General features: G+C 62.9%; 24 protein-coding genes. 15 read left to right on the top strand and 9 right to left on the bottom strand.

Features of this window, described 5'->3' with window-relative positions:
- Positions 1-82: 82 nt before the first annotated feature.
- The 12 genes from NMK44_RS12065 (at position 83) to NMK44_RS12010 (ending at position 11440) form a co-directional block, all read left to right on the top strand.
- Positions 83-838: a hypothetical protein gene (locus tag NMK44_RS12065; protein WP_254741527.1), complete on the top strand. Its 756-nt coding sequence runs from the start codon at positions 83-85 to the stop codon at positions 836-838.
- Positions 835-1257 (top strand): hypothetical protein, encoded by a 423-nt coding sequence (locus NMK44_RS12060; RefSeq protein ID WP_254741525.1) that lies wholly within the window; start codon positions 835-837, stop codon positions 1255-1257. The genes NMK44_RS12065 and NMK44_RS12060 overlap by 4 nt, the downstream gene beginning before the upstream one ends.
- Positions 1257-1424 carry a hypothetical protein gene (locus NMK44_RS12055; RefSeq protein WP_254741522.1) on the top strand — a complete coding sequence of 56 codons (168 nt, stop codon included), beginning with the start codon at positions 1257-1259 and terminating at the stop codon, positions 1422-1424. Before NMK44_RS12060 ends, NMK44_RS12055 begins: the two co-directional genes overlap by 1 nt.
- Positions 1425-2393, top strand: coding sequence for a phage tail tube protein (locus NMK44_RS12050; protein ID WP_254741521.1), 969 nt, complete (start codon positions 1425-1427; stop codon positions 2391-2393).
- Positions 2394-2443: 50 nt separating this feature from the next.
- Positions 2444-2908, top strand: a complete 465-nt coding sequence (locus NMK44_RS12045) for a hypothetical protein (protein WP_254741519.1) — start codon at positions 2444-2446, stop codon at positions 2906-2908.
- On the top strand, positions 2905-3246 hold the full coding sequence (locus NMK44_RS12040) for a hypothetical protein (protein ID WP_254741517.1): 342 nt from the start codon (positions 2905-2907) through the stop codon (positions 3244-3246). Before NMK44_RS12045 ends, NMK44_RS12040 begins: the two co-directional genes overlap by 4 nt.
- A gap of 127 nt (positions 3247-3373) precedes the next feature.
- The gene (locus tag NMK44_RS12035) at positions 3374-6562 is read left to right on the top strand and encodes a phage tail tape measure protein (protein ID WP_254741514.1); all 3189 of its coding nucleotides are present in this window, start codon (positions 3374-3376) and stop codon (positions 6560-6562) included.
- Positions 6563-6564: 2 nt separating this feature from the next.
- Positions 6565-9381, top strand: a complete 2817-nt coding sequence (locus tag NMK44_RS12030) for a LamG-like jellyroll fold domain-containing protein (protein WP_254741512.1) — start codon at positions 6565-6567, stop codon at positions 9379-9381.
- Between the two features lie 75 nt (positions 9382-9456).
- Positions 9457-10023, top strand: coding sequence for a hypothetical protein (locus NMK44_RS12025; RefSeq protein WP_254741509.1), 567 nt, complete (start codon positions 9457-9459; stop codon positions 10021-10023).
- Between the two features lie 24 nt (positions 10024-10047).
- Positions 10048-10371, top strand: coding sequence for a hypothetical protein (locus tag NMK44_RS12020; RefSeq protein ID WP_254741506.1), 324 nt, complete (start codon positions 10048-10050; stop codon positions 10369-10371).
- 53 nt (positions 10372-10424) lie between these two features.
- On the top strand, positions 10425-11201 hold the full coding sequence (locus NMK44_RS12015; protein ID WP_254741503.1) for an N-acetylmuramoyl-L-alanine amidase: 777 nt from the start codon (positions 10425-10427) through the stop codon (positions 11199-11201).
- A gap of 8 nt (positions 11202-11209) precedes the next feature.
- Positions 11210-11440, top strand: coding sequence for a hypothetical protein (locus NMK44_RS12010; protein WP_254741500.1), 231 nt, complete (start codon positions 11210-11212; stop codon positions 11438-11440).
- Positions 11441-11613: 173 nt separating this feature from the next.
- Here the strand turns inward: NMK44_RS12010 and NMK44_RS12005 are convergent, their stop codons facing one another.
- Both NMK44_RS12005 and NMK44_RS12000 read right to left on the bottom strand, forming a co-directional pair.
- Positions 11614-11817: a DUF397 domain-containing protein gene (locus NMK44_RS12005; RefSeq protein WP_254741497.1), complete on the bottom strand. Its 204-nt coding sequence runs from the start codon at positions 11815-11817 to the stop codon at positions 11614-11616.
- A gap of 14 nt (positions 11818-11831) precedes the next feature.
- Entirely contained in the window at positions 11832-12698 is an 867-nt protein-coding gene (locus tag NMK44_RS12000) for a helix-turn-helix domain-containing protein (RefSeq protein WP_254741494.1), read from the bottom strand.
- Positions 12699-12953: 255 nt separating this feature from the next.
- On the opposite strand from NMK44_RS12000, the gene NMK44_RS11995 reads away from it, so the two are divergent.
- From NMK44_RS11995 to NMK44_RS11985, 3 genes are all read left to right on the top strand, one after another.
- On the top strand, positions 12954-13388 hold the full coding sequence (locus NMK44_RS11995; protein WP_254741491.1) for an ATP-binding protein: 435 nt from the start codon (positions 12954-12956) through the stop codon (positions 13386-13388).
- 434 nt (positions 13389-13822) lie between these two features.
- Entirely contained in the window at positions 13823-14146 is a 324-nt protein-coding gene (locus NMK44_RS11990; RefSeq protein WP_254741488.1) for a hypothetical protein, read from the top strand.
- Positions 14147-15085: 939 nt separating this feature from the next.
- Complete coding sequence (locus NMK44_RS11985; RefSeq protein ID WP_254741485.1) at positions 15086-15658, top strand: hypothetical protein; 573 nt, start codon at positions 15086-15088, stop codon at positions 15656-15658.
- 3 nt (positions 15659-15661) lie between these two features.
- Here NMK44_RS11985 and NMK44_RS11980 read toward each other — a convergent pair whose 3' ends face one another.
- The 7 genes from NMK44_RS11980 to NMK44_RS11955 all read right to left on the bottom strand — a co-directional run bounded on the left by NMK44_RS11980 (position 15662) and on the right by NMK44_RS11955 (position 20915).
- The gene (locus NMK44_RS11980; RefSeq protein ID WP_254741482.1) at positions 15662-16066 is read right to left on the bottom strand and encodes a hypothetical protein; all 405 of its coding nucleotides are present in this window, start codon (positions 16064-16066) and stop codon (positions 15662-15664) included.
- 701 nt (positions 16067-16767) lie between these two features.
- Complete coding sequence (locus NMK44_RS11975) at positions 16768-17127, bottom strand: hypothetical protein (RefSeq protein ID WP_254741479.1); 360 nt, start codon at positions 17125-17127, stop codon at positions 16768-16770.
- Positions 17124-17405, bottom strand: coding sequence for a hypothetical protein (locus NMK44_RS11970; RefSeq protein WP_254741476.1), 282 nt, complete (start codon positions 17403-17405; stop codon positions 17124-17126). Before NMK44_RS11970 ends, NMK44_RS11975 begins: the two co-directional genes overlap by 4 nt.
- 1152 nt (positions 17406-18557) lie before the next feature.
- Positions 18558-18890, bottom strand: coding sequence for a histone-like nucleoid-structuring protein Lsr2 (locus NMK44_RS11965; protein ID WP_254741473.1), 333 nt, complete (start codon positions 18888-18890; stop codon positions 18558-18560).
- Between the two features lie 149 nt (positions 18891-19039).
- Positions 19040-19690, bottom strand: coding sequence for a DUF2637 domain-containing protein (locus NMK44_RS11960; RefSeq protein WP_254741470.1), 651 nt, complete (start codon positions 19688-19690; stop codon positions 19040-19042).
- A gap of 132 nt (positions 19691-19822) precedes the next feature.
- A complete protein-coding gene (locus tag NMK44_RS42035; RefSeq protein ID WP_302888074.1) occupies positions 19823-19951 on the bottom strand; it encodes a hypothetical protein in 129 nt (42 codons plus the stop codon).
- A 76-nt stretch (positions 19952-20027) separates the two neighbouring features.
- Complete coding sequence (locus NMK44_RS11955) at positions 20028-20915, bottom strand: SprT-like domain-containing protein (protein WP_254741468.1); 888 nt, start codon at positions 20913-20915, stop codon at positions 20028-20030.
- Between the last annotated feature and the right edge of the window lie 271 nt (positions 20916-21186).

The raw sequence follows: 21186 nt of genomic DNA, 5'->3' as shown, positions 1-21186 counted from the left end.
CATCGTGCGGTTTCTGAGCGGTAGGGGCGTCAAGCTGACGCACACCTTCCTAGACGACGAGTCGCCCCTGACTGTCCCTGCCGTGTCGGTGACCGTGCGGGATGCCCTCGGGCAGACCGTTTACACGGGTGACGCGACCAGCTCGGGGGACGAGTGGGCGGCCACGCTCCCGGCCCAACCCGAGGGCGTTTACACGGTCGATTGGACGGCGGCCGGCCTGGCCGTCGACAAGGGCGGCTTCGAGGTGGTCGGCGCCTTCCTGTTCTCGCTTCCCGAGGCTCGACAGTCGGACATGGACCTAGCGGACACGGTGCGCTTCCCCACGGCCGAGCTGAAGCACTACCGGGCCGTGGTCGAGGACGAATTCGAGGCCATCACTGACCGCTCGTTCGTACCGCGTACGACGCGAATCGAGGTCGAGGCGGATGGGTCGGCGACCCTCTTCCTCGGGTACTTCGATGTGACGGCCGTCAAGGCCGTTGAAGGCCCATCTGGGCCGCTCGATCTGGCCGGTTGGGCCGTCGACTCCTCGGGCTTCTTGAGGGCGCCCTTCGAGCTTCGGGACGGCGACCGGTACACGGTCACCTTCGGGTACGGCTTCGGCCAGGCCCCCGAGGACGTGAAGCGCGCGGGCTTGCTGCGGCTTCGGTCGTTCCTCACGGCCGAGCGGTCCGGCATCCCGGATCGCGCTACGAGCTTCGTGGCCGCCGAGGGCGGAAATTTCACGCTGGCGACAGCGGGCCGGAACGGGTGGGAAACAGGTCTTCCCGAAGTAGACGCGGTTCTGAAGCGGTACAAGTACGGGATTTTCTATGACGTGTTCGGGGTGGCCAGGTGAGTACACACGCCTTCGAGGCGAAGGCCGCCCTTCGGGACATGATCAGGGGCCTTCCGGCCCTGGCCGGCTATCAAGTCACCTGGGGCTATCCGGCCCGAAACCCTGAACGCCGTTGGGTGTTCGTCGGTGAAGTGCAGTGGCCGGATTCGCAGTGGGTGACGAACCGAAGCCGGGAAGAGGTCTTTGAGGTCAGCGTCATTGTGAATTGTCAGCTCTCGGCCGGTACGGCCGAAGAGGTCGAGCGGGAGCTTCAGCGCATGGCCGCGGGGATTGAGGACGGCATGAAGGCCAGTCCCAATCTCGGCATTCAGTCCGTGGTCACTACGGACTTCGTTCCTAAGAAGCTCTCTAGCTTCCCCTCGGATCAGGTCTATGAAGGGCAGTTCGAAGCCGTTGTTCGCGTGAAGGCGAGGCTGTAGTGAAGACCACCGTTGCGTACAACGGGCCTTATTCGGCGGTAGAGGTCCCTTCTTTGGGTCTCACCGCTACGAAGGGCAACCCGATCGAGGTTGCCGAAGAGGTTGCCCAGGCTCTCATTCGCCAGGGTTGGCAGGAGATCAAGGCGAAGAAGGAGACGGCTAAGTAAATGGCCACCATTCACGATTCCTACTTTGGTGTGGCGGATGAGTCCACCTACGGCACGGCAGTTGCCCCCAGCAAGTTCTTCGAGTTCACCGATGAGGGCATTGAGGGTAAGTACGAGCGGATTGACTCCGAGGCGATCCGCGCCGGTACCCGGGTTCTGAGGGCGGATCGCTTCGCGCCGAACGCGAAGGGTGCCGAGGGTGACGTGAAGATGGAAGTCCTTTCGGGCGGCTTCGACTTCTGGCTTAAGCACATGCTTGGCTCCGTCTCGGCCGGCGCCCCTTCCGGCGGTTTCACCACCTACACGGCGACCCTCGGTGACCTGAACGGTAAGTCGTTCACGGCTCAGGTTGGCCGGGTCGACAACACCGGCACGAAGACCCCGTTCACTTACGAGGGTGGCAAGGTCAAGGAGTGGGAGCTTACGAACGCCGTTGACGAGCTTCTGAAGCTCTCGGTGACGTGCGACTTCGCTAAGGAGACCATCGGGGTCGGCTCCGGGGTATACGCCCTGGCTACGCCCTCTTATGTTGCCAACACCAAGTTGTTCAGCTTCGGCGGCGGCACGGTCACCGTTGCCGGTTCAGCCTTCGAGATCAACGACTTCTCGCTGAAGGCTTCCAACGGCCTCAAGGATGACCGGTACTTCATCCGGTCGGGCGGCAAGAAGTCCGAGCCGCTGGAGTCGGACCTTCGTAAGTTCGAGTGGAGTGTCAAGGGCGAGTTCAACGGCACCACGCACATTCAGCGTGTCGCTTCGGCCCTGGCGAGTGGTGCAGTCGCTCAGATAACGGTTCTTTGGGATGGGCCGGACGGTTCGCAGTTCAAGGTAGACCTACCCTTTGCCCGGTTCGATGAGGGGCCCGTGAACGTGGGCGGCCTCGAAGTGGTCGGCCAGGATCTTTCCGGTATCGCCCTCACGGACGGCGCGGCTTCGCCGGTCACGATCACCTACAAGGCGATCTCGTAAGGCAGCCCCTTTTTTTGTCCTGAAGCTAGTATTTGGAATGGTGCTGGGTTATGCCCACGGAAGGCATTTACGCGAATGTCGAGGGACTAGCCCAGTTCACCCGGGCCCTTTCGCGTGCCGGTGTCGACGGCACGAAGCAGGAAGTGAAACAGGCGAACTTCGATGTCGCCGACAAGCTGACCCGCGCCGCCAAGGAAAAGGCCGCTGGCCTCACGCGCCAACAGCGCGCCGCGGCCGAATCTCTCCGGGCCACTAAAACGCAGAACTATGCATCGGTCCGGATGGGTTCGGCCCGAAAGCCGTACGCCCTGGGTGCCGAGTTCGGCGCCAAGAAGAAGACGCGTAGTGGCCAGATCGCCCGGGGCTTCCGCCCTTGGCGGGGAAACCAATTCGACGGCTGGAACGGCGGCCCCGGTTACTTCCTTCACCCCTCGATTCGCGAAAAGGGCCCTGCCCTGATCCGCGAATACATGAATCACATTGACCGCCTAATGTCGGAGGCTTTTCCCGAATGAGCGAGACCCCGCAGACCATTTCCCTTCGCATCGATCCGGACGTTCTGACGATCGGCGATCTCGAAGACTTCGAGGACGTTGTGGGTGCCGCCATCTATGACGTGCTCTCCCCCCGGCCCGTTATCGGCCCGGACGGAAAGAAGGTCCTTGACGAGAAGGGCCGTCCCGAGCTTGAGACGAAGATCCCGACGAAGGCCCTTAAGGCCCTCATCTGGATAACGCAGCGCGCCGATACTCCGGGCTTCTCTCTTGAGGACGCGCGGAATGTGCGTGTCTCCGCGCTTGAGCTGGTCGGCGCCGAGGACGGCCCGGGAAACGACAACGCGCAGAACGCCTGAAAGAACGGGCGGCGTTCTGCCGGTTCTACCGAATGACTCCCGTCGAAGTGCGCGGCCTTTCGGCCGCCGAGTATCGCGCCTTCTGCGCGTACATGAACGAATACCACGCTAGTCGGGAGTCCTTCTAATGGCCGATCAGAGAACGCTTCGGGTTGTCATTGTTGGCAACGCTGATTCGGCCGAGAACGCGATTCAGGGGCTCGCCGAGACTTCCGAGGACGCGGGCGGCCAGGTCGACGCGATGGGCGGGAAGTTCGGCAAGTTCAAGGGCATGCTGGGCGGCCTCGGGGCTACGGTCCTGGCCGCCCTTCCCCTTGCCGGTCTTATGGCCTTCCAGAAGGGCCTAGACGAGATTGGGAACCGCGCTAAGACCGCGGCTTCCATGGGGCTCACTGGAGCAGATGCGGCCAAGGCCGGCACGCTTGCGGGCGACCTTTACGTATCGGGCTTTGGCGAATCGACCGCCGAGACTGGCCAGATCGTCAAGCGGGTTCACGACGATCTGAACATGTCGGTTAACTCGGTCGACTTCAAGCCGATCGCCGATAAGGTCGCGACCGTTTCGAAGGTCATGGATCAGGACGTTGGCGGCACTACCCGGGCCGTCGCGAACCTGATGCGAAACGGCCTGGCCCGGAATGCGAACGAAGCTCTCGACATTGTTGCCGCGGGCTTCACTCACGGTGTCGACAAGAGTGAAGACTTCTTGGACACCCTTAATGAGTACGGAACGCAATTTCGGAAGATGGGCCTCGATGGCGCCACCGCTACCGGCATCCTTTCTCAGGGATTGAAGGGCGGCGCGCGAGACGCTGACCTGGTCGCCGACGCGATCAAGGAATTCGGTATTCGCGCGATCGACGGTAGTACGACTACCGCCGACGGGTTCAAGGCCATTGGCCTGAATGCCGGAGACATGGCGAAGCGTATCGGCAAGGGCGGCAAGTCCGCTTCCGGTGCGCTTCAGGAAACCATGGACAAGCTTCGGGCCATGAAGGACCCGGTTAAGCAGAGTCAAGCGGCCGTTGCCCTTTTTGGAACTCAGAGCGAAGACCTCGGTAAGGCCCTTTATTCGATTGATCCGAAGAGCGCCGTTGGCTCCCTCGGGAAGGTCAAGGGTGCGGCTCAGCAGATGTCGGACACCATGCACAACAATGCTGGTGCGAAGGTCGACATGTTCAAGCGGAAGCTTGAATATGGCTTCACCACTGCTGCCGCTGGTGCGATCACGGGCCTTCAGGGTCTGAGCAGAAACGTTTCTCCCATCTTTGACAAGGTGGGGAAGGCCGCGGCCCCTTTCATGCGGGGCCTGGGTCAGATCGGCTCGAAGATCAAGACCAGCTTCGAGACTGGCGCGGCCCGCACGGCGCTCGACCAGCTCGGGCAGAAGCTTTCGGGTATCTGGCAGGTTGTGGGGCCGGCCCTCGGCGGCCTGGTCTCGTTCTTCCGTACGCAGCTAATGCCCGTCTTTCAGGAACTCTGGACAAAAGCCCAGCCTGTTCTAGTTCAGCTCTGGTCGACTTTCAAGACGTACCTTGATCTGATCAAGCTTGGAATTCAGGGTTTCGTGGCCGCTGTCGTGTGGCTTTGGCAGACTTTCGGTGCCACCATCCTCGGTTACGTGAAAGCGGCCTGGTCTGCCGTCTGGCAGGTCATAAGCGGCGTCCTTTCTGTTATCCAGGGCATCTATAACGTCTTCATCGGAATTTTCACCGGAAATTGGTCGCGCGCCTGGCAAGGCGTAAAGCAGATCTTTTCAGGAATCTGGAATGTCATAGTCGGCGTTTTCCGGGCCGTCTGGAACACCATAACCAGCATCCTGCGCATTGGCGTCGATGCTGTAAAGGGAATCTGGAATCTCGCTTGGAAGGCCGTGAGTTCTTTTTTTCGCGGAATTTGGAGCGGAATAACCGGATTCTTTTCTGGCGCCATAGGGCGACTGAAGGGCTATGCCTCTTCCGGTGTAAGCGCCGTGAAGAACTTCTTCGTGAACGGCTTCCAGTCGCTCTATACGAGTGTGCGCGGAAAGCTGTCGAGCGTCGTCGGGGCCGTGCAGGAAATCCCCGGCAAGGTGAAGGGTGTTCTATCCGGACTCCCGGGGGCTTTGGTCACGATCGGAAAGAACGTAATTCAGGGCCTCGTTCGAGGCATCCGGAATTCCCTCGGGGCGGTCATGAGCGCCGCTCGTTCCATCGTTGATCACATCCCCGGCCCCATTAGGTCCGCGCTCGGAATCCACTCGCCTTCAAGGGTTATGGCCGAGATCGGAAAGTGGATTACTGCCGGTCTTGTGAAGGGCATGCTGGGCGGCACGAAGTCCGTCCAGAAGACCGCGACCAAGCTTCACCAACTCGTCACGAAGGCATTCAAGGCCGGGAAGATCAGCCGAGGCCGGAACAAGAGTATTCATGCTTGGCTTCACCGGGAAGACACGAAGCTGTACCGGCTTGCGAAGAATCGCGAGAAGGTTGCGGACCGGCTGAAGAGCGCCCAAAAGAAGCTGGAAGACCTGAAGAAGGCAAAGGCCGATATGGCGTCTTCGGTCTCTTCGAAGGCCAAGGATTTTGGGTCTTTCATGGGGGCTCTCGACACGTCGCAGTACGGAGACAACTCGGCGAACTCGATCCTCGCCCGGCTGAAGGGGAAGCTCCGGGGGATCATCAATTTCCGGAAGAACCTTCAGACTCTCGCTAAGCGTGGCCTCGGTAAGGGCATCATCAACCAGATTGCCCAGGCTGGCCCCGACGAGGGCGGCCAGATGGCCCAGGCTCTTCTTAACGCTGGTGGTAGTCAGATCAAGGATCTGAACTCGACCTATTCCCAGATCGGGAAGCAGTCCGACCAGCTCGGAAAGTTCGTTTCGGGCAACTACTACGACGCTGGCATTCATGCCGTGAGCGGACTGGTGAAGGGCCTTCAGGCCCAGGAAAAGAGCCTGACGAAGGCTATCGAGCGCATGGCGAAGTCCATGGTGAAGACCCTGAAGAAGAAGCTCGGCATCAGGTCCCCTTCGCGGGTATTCCGGGCTCAGGGCAACTTCACGGGCCAGGGCTTCGCCCTCGGCGTTGAAGACCAGGCGGACGCCGTGCAGGACGCGGTGAATTCGCTTGCAGGCACGCGCCCCACGGGGCGCCTGGCTAACAGGTCTATAGCCCATGCACGGGCCGACAAGTCGGCTTCGGTGGCTCCGGTGGTTCACGTCACCGTTCAGGGCAACGTCACGGCCGAGAAGGCCCTAGCGAAGTCCATCGCTTCAACCATTCGAGACGAGATCGTTCGCAACGGAAAGCGCAACGGGGGAAGGACGGGACTTTAAGCATGGCTTCTATCCCGAAGGTCACTGTCGAAGTCGCCTTTGACGGTGGCCCCTTCTCCGCCGCGTATACGTGGACGGACATCAGCGACTACGTGAAGGGGTTCCAGGTCCGGCGGGGCCGGAACAACGAGTTGGACCGGATCGAGGCCGGAACCCTTTCGGTGACGCTTGACAACTCGGATGGCCGCTTTACTCCCGGGAAGCGGAAAGCCGGAGGAAACATCCTCATCGGCGCCCAGGGCCAATATGCCTGGGACCTCGCCGGCCGCGCGAACAACACGGTGATGTCCTCCATCAACGTGGGCCAGGTCGACGATGACCAGAAGCCGCGGGTGATGTCCCGAACCGTTTACACGTCCGGGGCGCCCGTCTCGGCGTACTTCGCCGTGAAGTGGCTCGACGCCTCGGGGAACACCCTTCGCTTCGTGGCGGGTACGCGGTTCGTCGCCGACTCCTCTCCGGCCGTTTACACGCACGAAGAGACTCCGCCGGCCGGGGTCGCCACGGCGGTTGTGTACCTCTACGCGGACACGTACCCCGAGGGCACCGCGGGTCTTACCGCGTACGGCGAGAAGGCCGAGTGGTACAAGACGCAGCCCTACTACCCGAACGTGGTCCCCAGGCGGCGCGTGCGGGTGCGGACCGCGAACCTCTCCCCGAAGGACCTTTCGACGGGCGGGGACATCAGCCACACATCGGCTCAGTTCTCCACGGCACACAGCCCAGGGGCTACCAGCGCCTGGACGAGAGTCCATAAGTCGGGGGTGGGTGGTGTGCTCTTCAACTGTGGCTCCAACGGAGCCGCTGACTATGCATCCTCGATCCGCTGCGGCTACGTGGACAACGGCAAGCCCGTGGGCCTGGCGCGGGTTGCCCCCGGCCAGACATACAGCGCCCGCGTCCAGGTCCGGCAAGGGGACGCTTCACCTCAGCTCAGCGTGAAGCAACTCGTCCGCTGGTACGACGCGAACGGGGCCTACCTGTCCAGCACGGCCGACAGTCCAACTGTCGCGCTGACCTCGGGCCAGTGGCTGCCCGTCACCCTGTCGACCGTGACGGCCCCGGCTGGGGCCGCCTGGGCCGGCCTCTCCATCGGTACGAGCGGCGGAGATGGAGGGGGCCACGGGTACTTCTTCATGGACGAGATTCAGTTCGAGCAAGGGCCGACGCTGGCGGAGTGGGCTCCTGGCGGTTCCATCTTTCACGGCTACATTGAGAAGTGGCCGGTGACTTCCGAGGGCCTTACCGCCACGGTCGAGGTTTCCGCCGTTGACGGCTTCTCCGTCTTGTCGAACACCGATCTCCGCGGCGCCCTGCAAGCGGAGATCCTGACTACGGGGCCCCTCGGGTATTGGCCGCTAGGTGATCCGGCCGGTTCAGCACGGCTTGAGAATCTGGCCAATGACCAGCAACCGGCACGGTTGGTCGCCTCGAAGTACGGTGCGGGGACTCCCCTTCTTGGTGCGGACTCGATCGTGAAGAAGGATGCGAATACCTGTTACAGCTTGGCCAACGTGGCGAGCAATCAGGGCACGGTCGTTGATATTTGCGACGGTGGGCAGAGGCGGTATCCGCTCGGAACTGACTTCTCGGTGGCCTTCTGGTGCCTGCCCGTCCGCCCCTCATCGGGCCTCTATACGACGCTCTTTTCCGGATGGTCCGATACGGCGGCTGACTTCCTCTGGATTCGGCTCGACTCCTACGGGAACCTTCAGGTAAGCACGACGTATGCCGAGGGCACTCAGACAACTTTCTCTGTGTGGCCTGCTCTCAGTACGTCGACCCCGTCCTTCGTGGTTGTCACCATCGAACAGGGCGTCACGCGGGCGTACCTGAACGGGGTCTATCGACTGCTGGACCTAGGGCCCACGCCGACGAATAAGGACATCAGAGATCTTCGGTGGGCTTCGTTCGCTGGCCGGCAAGCTGGTTCGGTCTATGGGGAGTACGCCAACGGGCGGATAGCTCATCTGGCTATCTGGGATAGGTGCCTTACGTCTGCCGAGTTGGATGAGATTTGGCGCCTGGGCGATAACAGCGGGGCTGATTTCCCCGAGGATGAGCAAACGCGCCTGGCTCGCATTGCCACCATGGCGAACTTCTGGGGCGAGACGGCGTATGACACCGGTATGAGCACGCTCCAGGGGCCGGATTGGTCTGCGGGTGCGAGCGCGCTTGATGAGCTTCAGCAGACGGCCGAGGATGCTTCGGGATACCTCTTCATGGATGGTGATGGAAGGCTTACCTACCACAACCGCGATCGGCGCCAGGGCGCCGCAGTCCGGTATGAGCTGAGCGATAGTTTGGGCTTGCCTTACGAGCCTGGGCTTCAGTTCGAGATGGACGAAGACCGCATCATCAATGAAGTCTCGTACAAGCGGGCCAACGGCACCGAAGGTGCCGTTAAGGACCAAGGTTCCATCGACGCGTTCGGCCGGAAGTCGAAGAGCATTGAACTTCGGCTGAGTTCGGACAGTGCGGTTCAGGATGCGGCGTATACCCTGCTGAACCACTACTCGGAACCTGTTGTTCGCTGCGATTCGGTGACACTGAACGCTACGGCCACCCCGGGCCTGTTCATGGTCGCGCTAGGGGTCGAGATCGGCGACCGGATCACCCTTTCCGATCTGCCCTCCCAAGCCCCGGAATCCAGCCTCGATTACTACGTCGAAGCCATCGAAACCGATGTGTCGGTCGACGGCGGCACGCTGCAATGGGTAACCACCCTTGCGCTCTCGCCTGCCGAAAATTCCGACGTGTGGGTTCTCGAAGATCCCACGCTAGGGCGGCTCGACCGGACAACGGTCCTGGCCTACTAGCCCGTTTACACGCTCTGAGGGGGCGGCCGACCGGCCGCCCCCTCAGCATGCCTACCCCCTTGGAGTCCTGGCCGTATGGCTACCATTCCGGCTACTCAACCTTTCCTCGCGGGGGAGAAGGTCACGGCCTCGAAGCTGACGGCCGCGACGAAGACCCCGATTGACTTCCTGATGAATCCGCCCCGGTGTTCCGTCGCTTACAAGTCGAGTGACATTGCCTCGGACATGATTGCGACCAGTACCGCAACGCTGATCCCCTTCGGTACTGAAGGTTGGGATACGGATTCCATGCACTCGACCGCGGTCAACCCGAGTCGAGTTGTCTTCAACACCCCGGGCCTGTATGAGATCAGCATCTTTGCGCGGTTCAAGGTGAACGCGACCGGCTATCGACAGATGAACTTGCGCCTGAACAGTGCTGGTGATCCCGGTCTTGGGAGCACGCTCACGACTTTCGCCCAGGCCGCCGGCCCTACGACTTCAACGTCTATCAGCAGGACTTTCGATCTCCTGATCACTAACGCTGGCGATTACGTCGAGCTATTCGTGACTCAGTCGAGCGGCGCAAGCCTTGGACTCGATTCCGGCGAACGCGTCACCGGGATTATGGCCCGTTGGGTTGGCACGAACAACACCGCGTGATGCACGACTTGAAAGAACACCCCGATGACACTTATCGGCTTTGCCGGTTGGGCGTTCGGTGCATTGGCCACCGTCGGCGCCCTGGCCGCCGCGTACGTTCGCGTCCGATCCTCCGTCGATAACCAGACGGCGGAGATTTGGAAGGGCGAAGCGGAAGCGCAGAAGGCCCGAGCCGATCGGCTCGAAGCGCAACTAGATGAGCTATGCGGCCGTGTTGCTCGACTCGAAGCCGAGAACCGGCACCTTTCCGAGCTGGTCACCGGCCAGGCGGCCATAGCTGAGCTTCGGTCCCTTGTCGTGGCTCAGCACCAGGAACTTACTTCTCTATTCCGTTCGGAGGCACCCTGATGGATTTCGTACAGGCTAAGTGGTACGGCCCCGGCCGTACCGTCCCTATCCGCGTGATCGTCATTCACGACATGGAGGCGCCCGAGGGGCCGCTTACCGCGGAGAACATTGCGCATTGGTTCGCGACTATGAGCGCGACCTCGAAGGCTTCCGCGCACGTCTGCGTGGACAGCAACTCGGCAGTTCGCTGTGTCGCCGATGGTGACCGGGCCTGGCACGCGCCGGGCGCGAACAGTGATGGCCTGGGCATCGAGCTTGCCGGGTACGCGCGGCAGTCTCGGGGGGAATGGCTCGACCAGTATTCGAAGGGCGTGCTCGATCAGGCGGCGCGCGTCGTGGCCGGCTGGTGCCAGAAGCACGACATCCCGGCCCGGAAGCTGTCCGTCGCCGAGCTGGTCGCGGGCAAGCGCGGCATCGTCGGTCACCGTGACGTGTCGGCGGCCTACGGCCAGACGGACCACTCGGACCCCGGGCCCGGCTTCCCCTGGGACTACTTCCTTTCGCGCGTGAGCGCGTACATGGACCCGAAGAAGCCCGCTCCTCCGGCCCCCTCGAAGCCGAAGCCGCGGTACGCCCCGCCGGCCTTCCCGACCGGGCTGAAGCCGAACAGCTCGACCCCCTCGGCGAAGTCGCTTCAGCGTGCGCTGAAGGCCGCGGGCTTCATGAACAAGAGCGTCCCTGAGTCGGACAACTACGGCCCGAAGACTCAGGAAGGCGTGGGTCTCTTCCTGCGGAAGTACCCGCGGTACGCGTCCCAGGGGTCGACCTGGGACGTAGCGATTGGCCCGAAGGGTTGGGCCTACCTCTTCACCCTGGCCTACGGCAAGTAAGGAATACCGTGAAGTTTCTCCAGACCCATCCGGCACGCGTCTACGCGCTTGCGGTTGCTGTCCTCGGCCTGGTGGCCGCCCTCGGCGTGCACGTCCCCGAGGGGCAGGTTCTCGGTGTGGTCGCGGCCGTCCTGGCCCTGATCTCTGGTGAGGCGGTTCAGCGCGTCGAGGACGCGAAGACCCGTGACGCTCTCCTCACCCCGTCGCCTGGGCATGTCGACCTGGCGGACGAAGGCTGATGCCCGGACCCCCGGCGCCCTCTCGGGCGACCGGGGGCTTTCGTCGTTCGTAAGCCACTCACCGCGACCGGACGAAGAAGCCCCCGACCCTCACAGGGTCGGGGGCTCTTCGCGTTGCTGCACGCGGGGTTGGCCGGTCGTTGCGTTTACACGCTCCCGCGCGCGTGAAGCTCCTAGGCTCCGAGGGCCGGATACCGGCCTGCCTTCACATCGTCCACGAAGGCTTGCCACTGCTCCGGCTGGAGCAGTAGCGCCGGGCCTTCGGGATCTTTCGAGTCGCGGCAGCCCACCCCGTTGGCTCGGAACCGCGCCTCTACGCAGCCACCATTTTCGGCGCTATAGCTGCTTTTAAACCATTCGGACCTGTTTGCGTGCATTTACGTTCTTTCCCTCATTGGCCAAGTTGCCTAGCGATTTCCCTTATCAGGGACTGTGATTCGATCGGGCCCAGCGCTGCGGCGCGGAGATGGTTGAAAACATCTCCGTAGTATTCAGTATCACGCGGGGTCTCCAAGTAGCTCTGAGAAGTATGGTTTTCGAGGGCCACCACTTCCATTTCAGATGGCTCCGGAAAGCGGTAGATCATGAAGGGGAACGGTCCACCCCGGTAGGCACCTGCCGAAAAGGGTAGTACCTGCAACGTTACGTTCGGAAGCTCGGAGATCTCCGTCAGGTGTCGCAACTGGTCCTGGAGGACGGCCGGCCCGCCGTACTCCTGCCGCAAGGCGGCCTCCCCGAGGATCAGCCACGCCTCAAGCGGTGACTCGCCGCGGGTGATGGCCTTCTGTCGCTCCATCCGGACCTGAACGCGCGCCTGCCGCTCTTCGTCAAGGGGGCCGGGCTCCCCGCGCCCCACGACGGCCTCGGCGTAGGGCTGCGTCTGGAGCAAGCCGTGCACCACTCCAGGCTCGAAGCCTCTGCAGTGTGACACGTCTTCTTCGAGGCCGACTTGATCGAGGAAGTCGTCCGGAAGCCGGTCTTCGAGGTCGCGCCACCACCGGCGCTTGCGGCTCTCGCGCGCCAGGGCAAGCCATCCTTCCTGATCGCTCTTGCTCTTGACGCCGTACAGCTGAAGCAAGAGCTTCAGATCGACTTGCCGGATGCCCGACTCCGCCTTCTCGATCCGGCTGATCTTCGAAGGATCACAGCTCAGCTCGTTCGCGGCATCCTCCTGCTGAAGCTCGCGCGCCTCGCGCAGCCTGCGCAGATTCGCGGCCAGGACGCGCCGCCGCACGGTGGGTCGCTGCACTACAGCCATGCGTTGCCCTCCCTCTCGATCCGTTGTGATCGCATGCGACTGAATATGCCAATCACCCGTCTTGATGAACAAGTAAGTTGTACCGCTTGCAACTTGGGCTGCGTGTGCTCCATGCTACCGACGAAGCCAGCGCACCAGCTTGCTGGCGGTATCTGATGTTTGGTCAAACTAACGTCTGCCGCCGCTAGTTCGTCGCGCCCCAACGCGGGTTTGGGAGGTAGGCGCGTGTCCAGAGTGGAGCGGTACAAGACGCTCATGAACAACGAGAAGGCGCCCGGTCTAGCGCGTCGTGCCGTATGCAACGCGCTATCCGCGTGGGAGTACGAAGGCGACGTGATCGAGACGGCGGCACTCCTCACCTCTGAGCTGGTGACCAATGCGATACGGCATGCCCCCGCTTCAACCTGCGTGATCGTTCGATTCGCCGTCCTCGGCGGGATGTTCGCCATCGAGGTCTACGACGAGAGCCCCAAGACCCCCGCCCGGAAGACCGTTGGTGCCGACTCGGAGAGCGGGCGCGGCCTGGCCCTGATCGAGGCCCTTACGGCCGAGAGCGGCGGTCGGTGCGGCACGAAGCCCGCGGGTTGTGGCAAGTGGGTCTTCGCCACGCTGGCGGTGCCGCGCCTCCCTGAGCATGTGATCGCGAGAGAGCTAGTGGGTACACGCGGCGTTTGCCTGGGGTCGGCATGAGCAGGCGGGCGGCACTCGCCAAGGCCGCGAAGCCTGAGCTTCGTTCGCACCGGCTGAGTAGGCGCCGGTGACTCCGCCGGCCACCACCGCCGAGCGCACCCGCGAGCGGAAGCGCAAGCCGCGGTCGAGCCGTACGACGCGCGCCCCGACGAAACCTGCCATACCCGAGCTGGTGACGTACTGCGGAACCTGCACGGACCACAAGCGCATTTGGTGCCCGGACTGCTGCGGATTCGCGGGGTGCGACACCTGCGCATTCACGTACAAGGTTCCATGCCCTCAGTGCTCGGGCGGAACTCTGGAGCCGATCAAATGGTGAAGCGATTCCTCGGCCGCATTTTCTGGCTGTGTTTCGTCTTGCTGGTAGCCGCCTCTTGCGGCTTGATCATTTCCCTGGGCATCGCGGGAAGAATGTAGAGAAAGGGGAGGTTGGAGTGAGCAGGCCGCTTCACTTCGGAAAGCCGAAGATCAGCGCCAAATGTGACGTGAAGTGCGACAAGCACGACCGGAACAAGAACAAGCAGTTCACGGAGAAGACCGAGCTTGCCGCCCGCATGCGGGCCAAGATCGAGGGGGCCGCCTACGTGAAGGCCGGGACGGTCGGAACGGCGGATCGTACGGTTCACGAACTCGTCACGGTCGAGGAGTCGTTGAGGCCGAAGTGCGGGGCCGGCGAACCGAATGAGCCTGTCTATGAGTGGGCGCGTAACGTGAATTGCTCGGACTGCTTGGATGGCGAACGCGAACCGGTCGCCTAGGCCGGAGCGGGCAAGAGGAACTTAATGACGTCAACGTCCGCCGACAGGGCAGCCTTTGACAGGTTCAAGGGTGACCTTGAGCGACTGTGCAACCAGTACGGATTCAAGCTCAGCTCCAGCACTGCCCTCCCCTTGATCGTATTCCGCAGGGACGGGCGAGAGATCGTTGGAAAGCTGCCGTATCTGAATTACGAATTTCCGTAGTCATCTGTAGGGAAGATCCATGAGCGGACAGAAGGCAACGACCACATCGGTATACGTCATTCCGACTGGCCGCCGTTATCACAAGGACCATGACTGCGTGGTACTTGGTCGGTGCAACTCGCCCAAGGCTCACGTCGTCTCTCTCGCAAGGGCCAAGCGGGCAGGTAAAGAGCCGTGCCGGTTCTGCTCTGGTCCTTCCTGAGTACCACCTAGGCCCCCGGCGATCGAGTCCGCCGGGCGCGCTCCTCACGGAGGGCCCAACCATCCCCGCCGGCCCCAGTCTTCCCCGCTGTCGTCTGGGAGACGAAGAGGGGAGCGCGAAGGCCGCCCGAGGCCACGGGAGCAGTCTTGGGCGGCCTCAAATTCCCCCCGCTTCTGAACTCTCGTATTTCGGGAACGGGTTCCAACAACCAGAGAAGTTAGGCGAAATGGCCAAGAACGAACTTCCGTGCAACGCTGACGGCGAGGACGCTGGTGGACAGCCGCAATGCACGACGCATGACGCGACATTGATTCGCGCGTCCGGCGCACCGGAAGGCACGTACAAGTGCGGTTCGGAGTATGTCGTGAAGGACGACAAGCCTAAGTAGCAGCGCGGCCATTCGCAATCAGACTCCGCCCCGCCGAACTCCACTGAGCCTCGGCGGCGGCGGGTAAGACCCCCGCCCGGCTGTCTTCATGGACAGCGACAGTCGGGCGGGTCAGCAGATGCACGCAACCGAAGGAGAACACGGAATGAGTGCAACCCTTCCCGCGCCCGAGAGGGTAGCGGAGCGAGCGAGAGAGATCATGTCGGCCTTCGAGGCTGACCCTGAGTTCGGGGCGTTCTGTGCCGCCGCGCTCAAGTACGACGAAGCGTGGACTTGCTTCACGGGCTTTCCCGTCATCGCCAATTGGGACTTGGACGCTGACAAGCGCCCGCTTCTCACGGAGGGACTTCGGGCCCTTTCCCTCAAGGCGGCCGTGTACGAGCTGGGCGGCCAGGACGAGGACATGACGGAAATCCCCGTCGCCGTTCCCGTGGACGAGATGATGCACGCGATGATCGCGCAGCCTCAGCTTCTCGACCGGATCGCAAAGCGGGTCGGCGTGTCGGTCATTCACCAGACCGACAAGGAGCACCACGACTACGCGCCCGGCGACTTCACGCACAAGGCGTACGTGGCCGCGTGGGGCGAGCCCAACCCGCGGTACTGGGTCAGCCACACCGAGGCGCAACGCCGGCTGGAGATCCTTGACGCCAAGTACGAGGCGGCGGGGTTCCGGCGTTCCGGCAAGGCGCACTCCATCGACTTCGCCGCGGCGTAGTCGTCAGCTCAGCGCACGGCGCAGCACGTCTAGCGGGTCAAGGTCCGGGAACTGTCGCCGGATTTCCGCTGTCGCTTGCGTAATGAGCTGGTCGAGTAGGACCGGTGCGGCGCCGTAAAGCACGTCGTGCAAGTACTGCACCAGCGCGGAAGGGTCGGGCGGCAAATGCACTTCGGCGGTCAACGGCACGTTTTCGCTCTTGTAGCGGGCCGCGGGCAGCCCGACCTTTTCCGGGTGGACGCAAACCGGGGTGCCGTCACTCAGGTATCGGTGTCCGTCTGCCTGATTGAACGGGCATTCTTTCGTCGGTCGCTCGAAAACGTCGAACTCCCCAACGGGGAAACGACGGGAGGGGCAAACACCGCAAGCAAGGTGCAGAACGTCACCGTTGACGAAGGGTTCAGCCATAGAGCGAGCCTAGCCCAGTCGGGCCAGGCGCGGACGCCCAAACCGATCGGCGAACCCTGGAGGTTCAGACGGTCGGGGCGGGTGCATGGCCCTCTTAGGCGTCCATCGGGAGTCAGCCTTAGAGGATGAGGGGGCAGGGCCCTGAACAGGCCCGCATTGCCCCCGAAGGCCCTGCTCGCCGACTTCTTCCCCGAGGCCGGCGGGCGGGGACCTCTCGACGCCCCACCGGGGCCCTCAAGCTGGTGCACGGCTTCCACCTTGGCCGGTCGGTCGAGTCGTGCACCATATAGGCCCCTGCTGTCTGTTAACCCCCGTGGCGGATGGCAGGGGCCGCCTCATGGCAACGAGAAAGGGGGCCGGTATCCCGGCCCCCTTCGGCATTCCCCTATCCGTTGATCAGTTCTCGGCAGTGGTCGCAAGCGCAATGCGCATCGTGCAGGACGGTGCAGAACTCACTAGCGGGCGTGTCCCCCGCGTCGAGGACGGTTCCGCACATCCGGCAGAAGGTCACGCTCTCCTCGTAGAAGTGCACCCAACGATGGATTCCCTTGCGGAGATTGACGGCCATTGTTCTTCCCTTCATCACCCCCGTTTCCGGGGGCTTCTCTCGCTGACAAGGAAGACAGTAGCAGCGTTTAAACGAGATTCCAAATACTAGCTTCGCGCCAGCAAGAAGGGGCCGGTCACCCGGCCCCTGATCACTAGTTGGCGTTCTCGGTGATGAGCTGAGCCAACTTCTCGTAAGGGTCGAGTCCTTCACGCTCGGCCCGAGCGACGAAGCGCCCCCACTCTCCGGCCTCGATGTGAAGGGGCACCGCCACGCTGACAGGCGGGATCGGCTTACCCTTCTTCTGGCAATTCTCCTCATGGGCAGCCACGGCCGCGCGTCCGGCGTCGGTGATGACGTGGCCCCACCAATCGCCTTGAGTGGCGAAGCCGTACCACGCCTCATCCATGGCTTCGAGGGTGCGTTCATGCGTATCAGGTAGCCGTCCGTGCGGGTGCACGCTGGCCGCCTTCAAGGCCTGGTACTGGTAGGCCGTCATGGTCTTCTCGGTCATTCGCTCAAGCCCTTCGCGTTCTCCCACTCGGCGACCTGCCACGCATCCGCGCGAACAACGCTCACCGTCCAGCCAGCCTTGTGGTACGCGGCTCGCACGGCTCGGCCGGCCGTGGCCGCCACGTCCCACAGGGAGGGTACGCGCACGGTCATGGTCCACTCGGTGACGCCGTCCCACATCTGGGCCGTGGCCCCGTAGTCGACCAGTTCGCCGGTTACGGCGTCGAGTTCGTCGGCGCACTCGGCCAGGTTGCGCCCCTGGTGCCTCACCCTGATCACGGCCTGATAGTCATGCATCGTTTAAACCAACTCTCTCGCTGACACGGTGAAGGGGGCCGGTTGCCCGGCCCCCGTGGAGGCTACAGAATCCCGAATCTGCGCGCTACGGCCTCATTGTTGCGCTGCCCTCGGCCCCCGACGTTGCGGCTTATCCATTCCGTCGGAGCCTGGGGGTTCTTCGGATAGCAAAGCCAACCGTGAGTTCTCCGCTCGACCCTGAAGCCTTCTGCCTCGATTGCCTTTGCGAGACCTTCCGGAGTCCGCTTGACCTTTGCCATGCCGCACCCTTCCCTTACCTTCCCTCACTGACGAGAGCGAGGTTACTAGTATTTGGAATCCCTGTCTAGCGGCCTGGGTGGTTGCTGCGGTTGTCTTTCGTCTTTGCGTTTCTCCATGCTCCGGGTGCCCCGAGTCGGGTGGAGTCTGTGAACCCCCCTACGAAGAAAGCAATAGGTCCCCCAGTCATGGTGGTTGCTCACTTCGTAGGGGGATCTCCGGTACGCCCGTCACGGTACGTCGCCATCAGAACCGGCATTACAGGGATTATCTGTGCCGCAGGGCCGGGATGTGTGATCAGAGCCAGGGGCCGCATGCCCGACCGTTCTGCACGGTCACCGGTCCGGGCCTGCCTTCACCCGGTCTGTCTGTCACTCGGTATGCCGTCACGCCCCCTCCGGGGCTTCTCTACCTCCCGGTGGCTGAATCCGGGGTCGGCTTTTGTGAGGCAGAGCCGTTCTCTTACTGCCGACTGGTCTGGACTCCCCAGGGCGTCAACCCGGGGCCGCAGGGCGGTTTCCTGGGACCGCTCTCCCTTGGCATGTCGTCTCCCCTGGGTGCCATCCCTCGGGGCCGTCGTGCGCGGCCACGCCCCGATCGCTCGGGCCGTGCGGCGCTGACGTTACTAGTATTGAAACTAGACGAGCAAGCTATACGGTGGTGATCAGGGCCACACGTTTACACGTCTTCCCAAAGCTAGCTTCGGGGGCTTCGAGCGTCGAGGGTCGAGGAAGCCGCGAGAGGGCCGTTCGCGGGGCCGGTGGGGGAGTGGGCCAGGGGGCGTGTGCGGGCCGCCCTGGGGGTGAGTTGGAGCGTTCGCGGGCATGAAGAAGGCCCCCGCCGAGGGCGGGGGCCGGGGTCGAGCTGGGTGCGCTGTTACGCGGTCTTGGCCTTCGCGTACGCCTCACGGATGTTGGCGGGCACACGGCCGCGGTCGTTCACGTCGTATCCGTTCTCCTTCGCCCAGGCACGGACGGCGGCGGTGTCCTCGTTCGACTTGCTCGAACCGATGCGTCGAACCGTCGCGCGGCCCCCAGAGGTCTTCCGGGCAGACCCAACGAACGGCGCCAAAGCTTCGCGCATCTTCTCCGCGTGAGTGTCGTTCAGGTCGATTTCGTAGGACTTCCCGTCGAGGGCGAAGAGCACGGTCTGACTCGCCTCGGAGCCGTCGAGGTCATCCGTAAGGAGCGTGATTACCTTCTGAGCCATGGTCTGTTCGTCCTCTTCCTTGTTCGCGCTGAATAGCGCAGTGATGTTGTCGTGTTTATCAGCGTGGCACTTACAGCCGCAACCGTCTCCGCTGACGCTGAGCCGAGGGCACTTCCCGTGATGCCCAGTGAGGCACCATCCGAATTTGGTCACGCGTTCACCAGCTCATCGCTGTGCGCCTTCGTGAACGCCTTGATGACGGCTTCCGGAATCCTGCCGGTGTCCTTCACGTCATAGCCGTGTCGTCGCGCCCAAGTTCGAATGAGAGGCCCGGCGTCCGTCGAGACGTGGGCGGCTGCCGGTACGGCCTCGAAGATGCGGGGCTGTTCGGCCTTGACCGGGGGAAGCTCCCAGTCCGGCCAAGGGCCATCCGACAGGGGCTCTTCGTCGTCCTGGTCCCAGTCGACCAGCTCGACCAGCTCGGTGCGGGCGGGTTCCCGGCGCTTCACCAGATGCGTGAAGAGATGGACGGCCAAGGGGACGGCCAGGGAGGGAACTCCCCGGATCACGGGGGCCGGAACGGTGTCCGGAAGGCTGTTGGACCACAGAGAGTACGAGAAGAAGGCGCCGGCCAGAAGCCACGGGTAGGCCGTGGCCTTCCATCCGTAGTCACGGAGCCGGTAGGCCACCCATACGGCCACCGTGACGAAGCCTTCCACTATCAAGGGGTAGACCACCGAAAGGTCATGGTTCCCGGTGCTCTCCAAGTAGACGCGCCGGAGCGCTTCATAGGAGAGGGTGAAGGCGCCCGCCGCGATACCGGCCACCACGCTAGCGGCGGCCCTGTCAGTTCTCTGCATGGATTCCCCTTCCGGCCCGAAGGCCGTTTCTCGCTGACAATGGGAATCTAGCATTAGGCGTCGCAGAATTTCAAGTTATAGCTTCGAGTGAAGCAAAGGAGGCCCCTGCTTCCGCAGGGGCCTCAACTCTCATCAGTCTTCGGGAACGGACTCGGCTTCTTTCGTCGCGTCGTACCCGTACCTTTTCAGGACCACTTCAGCACCGCGAATGAAGCGCTCTCGGGGCGTCATGCCATCTTTCGGCGGCTGTTCCGTTGCCATACTTCGAAATCCTCCTGTGCGGGACTGAGTTGTTCGAGCTTACAGGCGGCCCCTGGAAGGGGCCGCCTAAGAGGGGTCAGGCAAGTTCCATGACCGTTCCCATGGGGCAGATCGGCATTCCGACTTCGAGCCACTTCGCGGTAGTGCGGACAACGTACCCGCCGCATCCACAATCCGGCTTGCAAGAGACCTTGATCATGCGGGTTCCCTGCTTCTTGGGTCCGGAGGAAACCGGGGGCTCTTCCGGAGTCTCCTCGGGGTCTTCCGGCTTCGGCTCTCGCTTCGGCTGAAGCGGCTTACCCATGGGGTAAAGGGTGGCGTGCGCATACGGCCCGAGGGCCTTCGCCAACTCCCGAAGCTTCTCGCTCAGTTCCGGGGTAGCAACCGTGGCGGTCATCTTCCCCGTGAGGCCGAGGGCCTTAGCGGCCGTGGCGAAGGCGCCCTTGTGGCCGCTCTGGCAGTCGTCGGCCGCGTGCACCAGCTCATGAATCAGCACGTCGAGAACGCGGGCCGTGTCGTTCAGCTCGGGCGAGATGAAGATGTGGTTCACGTCGTCCTCGGACACGCGACGCGCCCAGCACTGGCCGAGGATCGTCGCGGACTCGCGCTTAGCGCCGTACCCGAAGCCGACCGAGACGTGAACCCGCTGGGGAAGCGGGAACTCGATCTTCGCGAATTCCGGCCGCAGCGCGTCAATCGCCATGTGAAGCCACTCTTCCCGGGTCATGTGACGCTCGGGGGTCGCCTTCGGGTTGACGGGGGCGACCTCTTCCGTCTCGGGCTTCGGGGTGCCGTACGAGAGGCACACCGAGCAAGTCACTTCGGCCTCGGTCGGCCGGTACTTCGTGCCCCGATTGGTCATCGAACCCGTACGGCAGAGAGGGAAGTGAAATTCCGGGCCGCCATCGTCGAAGGCCGTCTGTCGCTTGTGGACCTTGCCGCCCAGAACAGAGATGACGTTCATTGTGTTCCCCTTCGCTCGGGCGCCGGCCGTTCCGGCGTCCGTCTCGCTGACAGGTGGAACGTTACTAGCATTTGGAATCTCGCGCAAGGTTTAAACGGGCTACGTTCAATGCTAGCTTTGGGGTAACGAAAACGGCCCCCGCCGAAGCGGGGGCCGCTGCATCGACCTTCACCGTGTCAGCGAGAGAAGGGGGGATGCGGTTTTGAGACTAGCCGAAGGCGCATGGCGAAGGCCATTTTGCCGATTCAGCCTTCGAGGGCCTGGGCGACGT

It is taken from the genome of Streptomyces cucumeris (assembly GCF_024295805.1).
Taxonomy (GTDB): Bacteria; Actinomycetota; Actinomycetes; order Streptomycetales; family Streptomycetaceae; genus Streptomyces; species Streptomyces cucumeris.
Note: the sequence above shows the minus strand (reverse complement) of the source record. Positions and strands in the feature narration are given on the sequence as shown.

Excerpts from the sequence above, each read along its gene's own strand:
- NMK44_RS12050 (WP_254741521.1), top strand. The coding sequence starts at position 1,425 with ATGGCCACCATTCACGATTCCTACTTTGGTGTGGCGGATGAGTCCACC.
- NMK44_RS12045 (WP_254741519.1), top strand. The coding sequence starts at position 2,444 with ATGCCCACGGAAGGCATTTACGCGAATGTCGAGGGACTAGCCCAGTTC.
- NMK44_RS12040 (WP_254741517.1), top strand. The coding sequence starts at position 2,905 with ATGAGCGAGACCCCGCAGACCATTTCCCTTCGCATCGATCCGGACGTT.
- NMK44_RS12035 (WP_254741514.1), top strand. The coding sequence starts at position 3,374 with ATGGCCGATCAGAGAACGCTTCGGGTTGTCATTGTTGGCAACGCTGAT.
- NMK44_RS12030 (WP_254741512.1), top strand. The coding sequence starts at position 6,565 with ATGGCTTCTATCCCGAAGGTCACTGTCGAAGTCGCCTTTGACGGTGGC.
- NMK44_RS12025 (WP_254741509.1), top strand. The coding sequence starts at position 9,457 with ATGGCTACCATTCCGGCTACTCAACCTTTCCTCGCGGGGGAGAAGGTC.
- NMK44_RS12020 (WP_254741506.1), top strand. The coding sequence starts at position 10,048 with ATGACACTTATCGGCTTTGCCGGTTGGGCGTTCGGTGCATTGGCCACC.
- NMK44_RS12005 (WP_254741497.1), bottom strand. The coding sequence starts at position 11,817 with ATGCACGCAAACAGGTCCGAATGGTTTAAAAGCAGCTATAGCGCCGAA.
- NMK44_RS12000 (WP_254741494.1), bottom strand. The coding sequence starts at position 12,698 with ATGGCTGTAGTGCAGCGACCCACCGTGCGGCGGCGCGTCCTGGCCGCG.
- NMK44_RS11995 (WP_254741491.1), top strand. The coding sequence starts at position 12,954 with ATGAACAACGAGAAGGCGCCCGGTCTAGCGCGTCGTGCCGTATGCAAC.
- NMK44_RS11985 (WP_254741485.1), top strand. The coding sequence starts at position 15,086 with ATGAGTGCAACCCTTCCCGCGCCCGAGAGGGTAGCGGAGCGAGCGAGA.
- NMK44_RS11980 (WP_254741482.1), bottom strand. The coding sequence starts at position 16,066 with ATGGCTGAACCCTTCGTCAACGGTGACGTTCTGCACCTTGCTTGCGGT.
- NMK44_RS11975 (WP_254741479.1), bottom strand. The coding sequence starts at position 17,127 with ATGACCGAGAAGACCATGACGGCCTACCAGTACCAGGCCTTGAAGGCG.
- NMK44_RS11965 (WP_254741473.1), bottom strand. The coding sequence starts at position 18,890 with ATGGCTCAGAAGGTAATCACGCTCCTTACGGATGACCTCGACGGCTCC.
- NMK44_RS11960 (WP_254741470.1), bottom strand. The coding sequence starts at position 19,690 with ATGCAGAGAACTGACAGGGCCGCCGCTAGCGTGGTGGCCGGTATCGCG.
- NMK44_RS42035 (WP_302888074.1), bottom strand. The coding sequence starts at position 19,951 with ATGGCAACGGAACAGCCGCCGAAAGATGGCATGACGCCCCGAGAGCGC.
- NMK44_RS11955 (WP_254741468.1), bottom strand. The coding sequence starts at position 20,915 with ATGAACGTCATCTCTGTTCTGGGCGGCAAGGTCCACAAGCGACAGACG.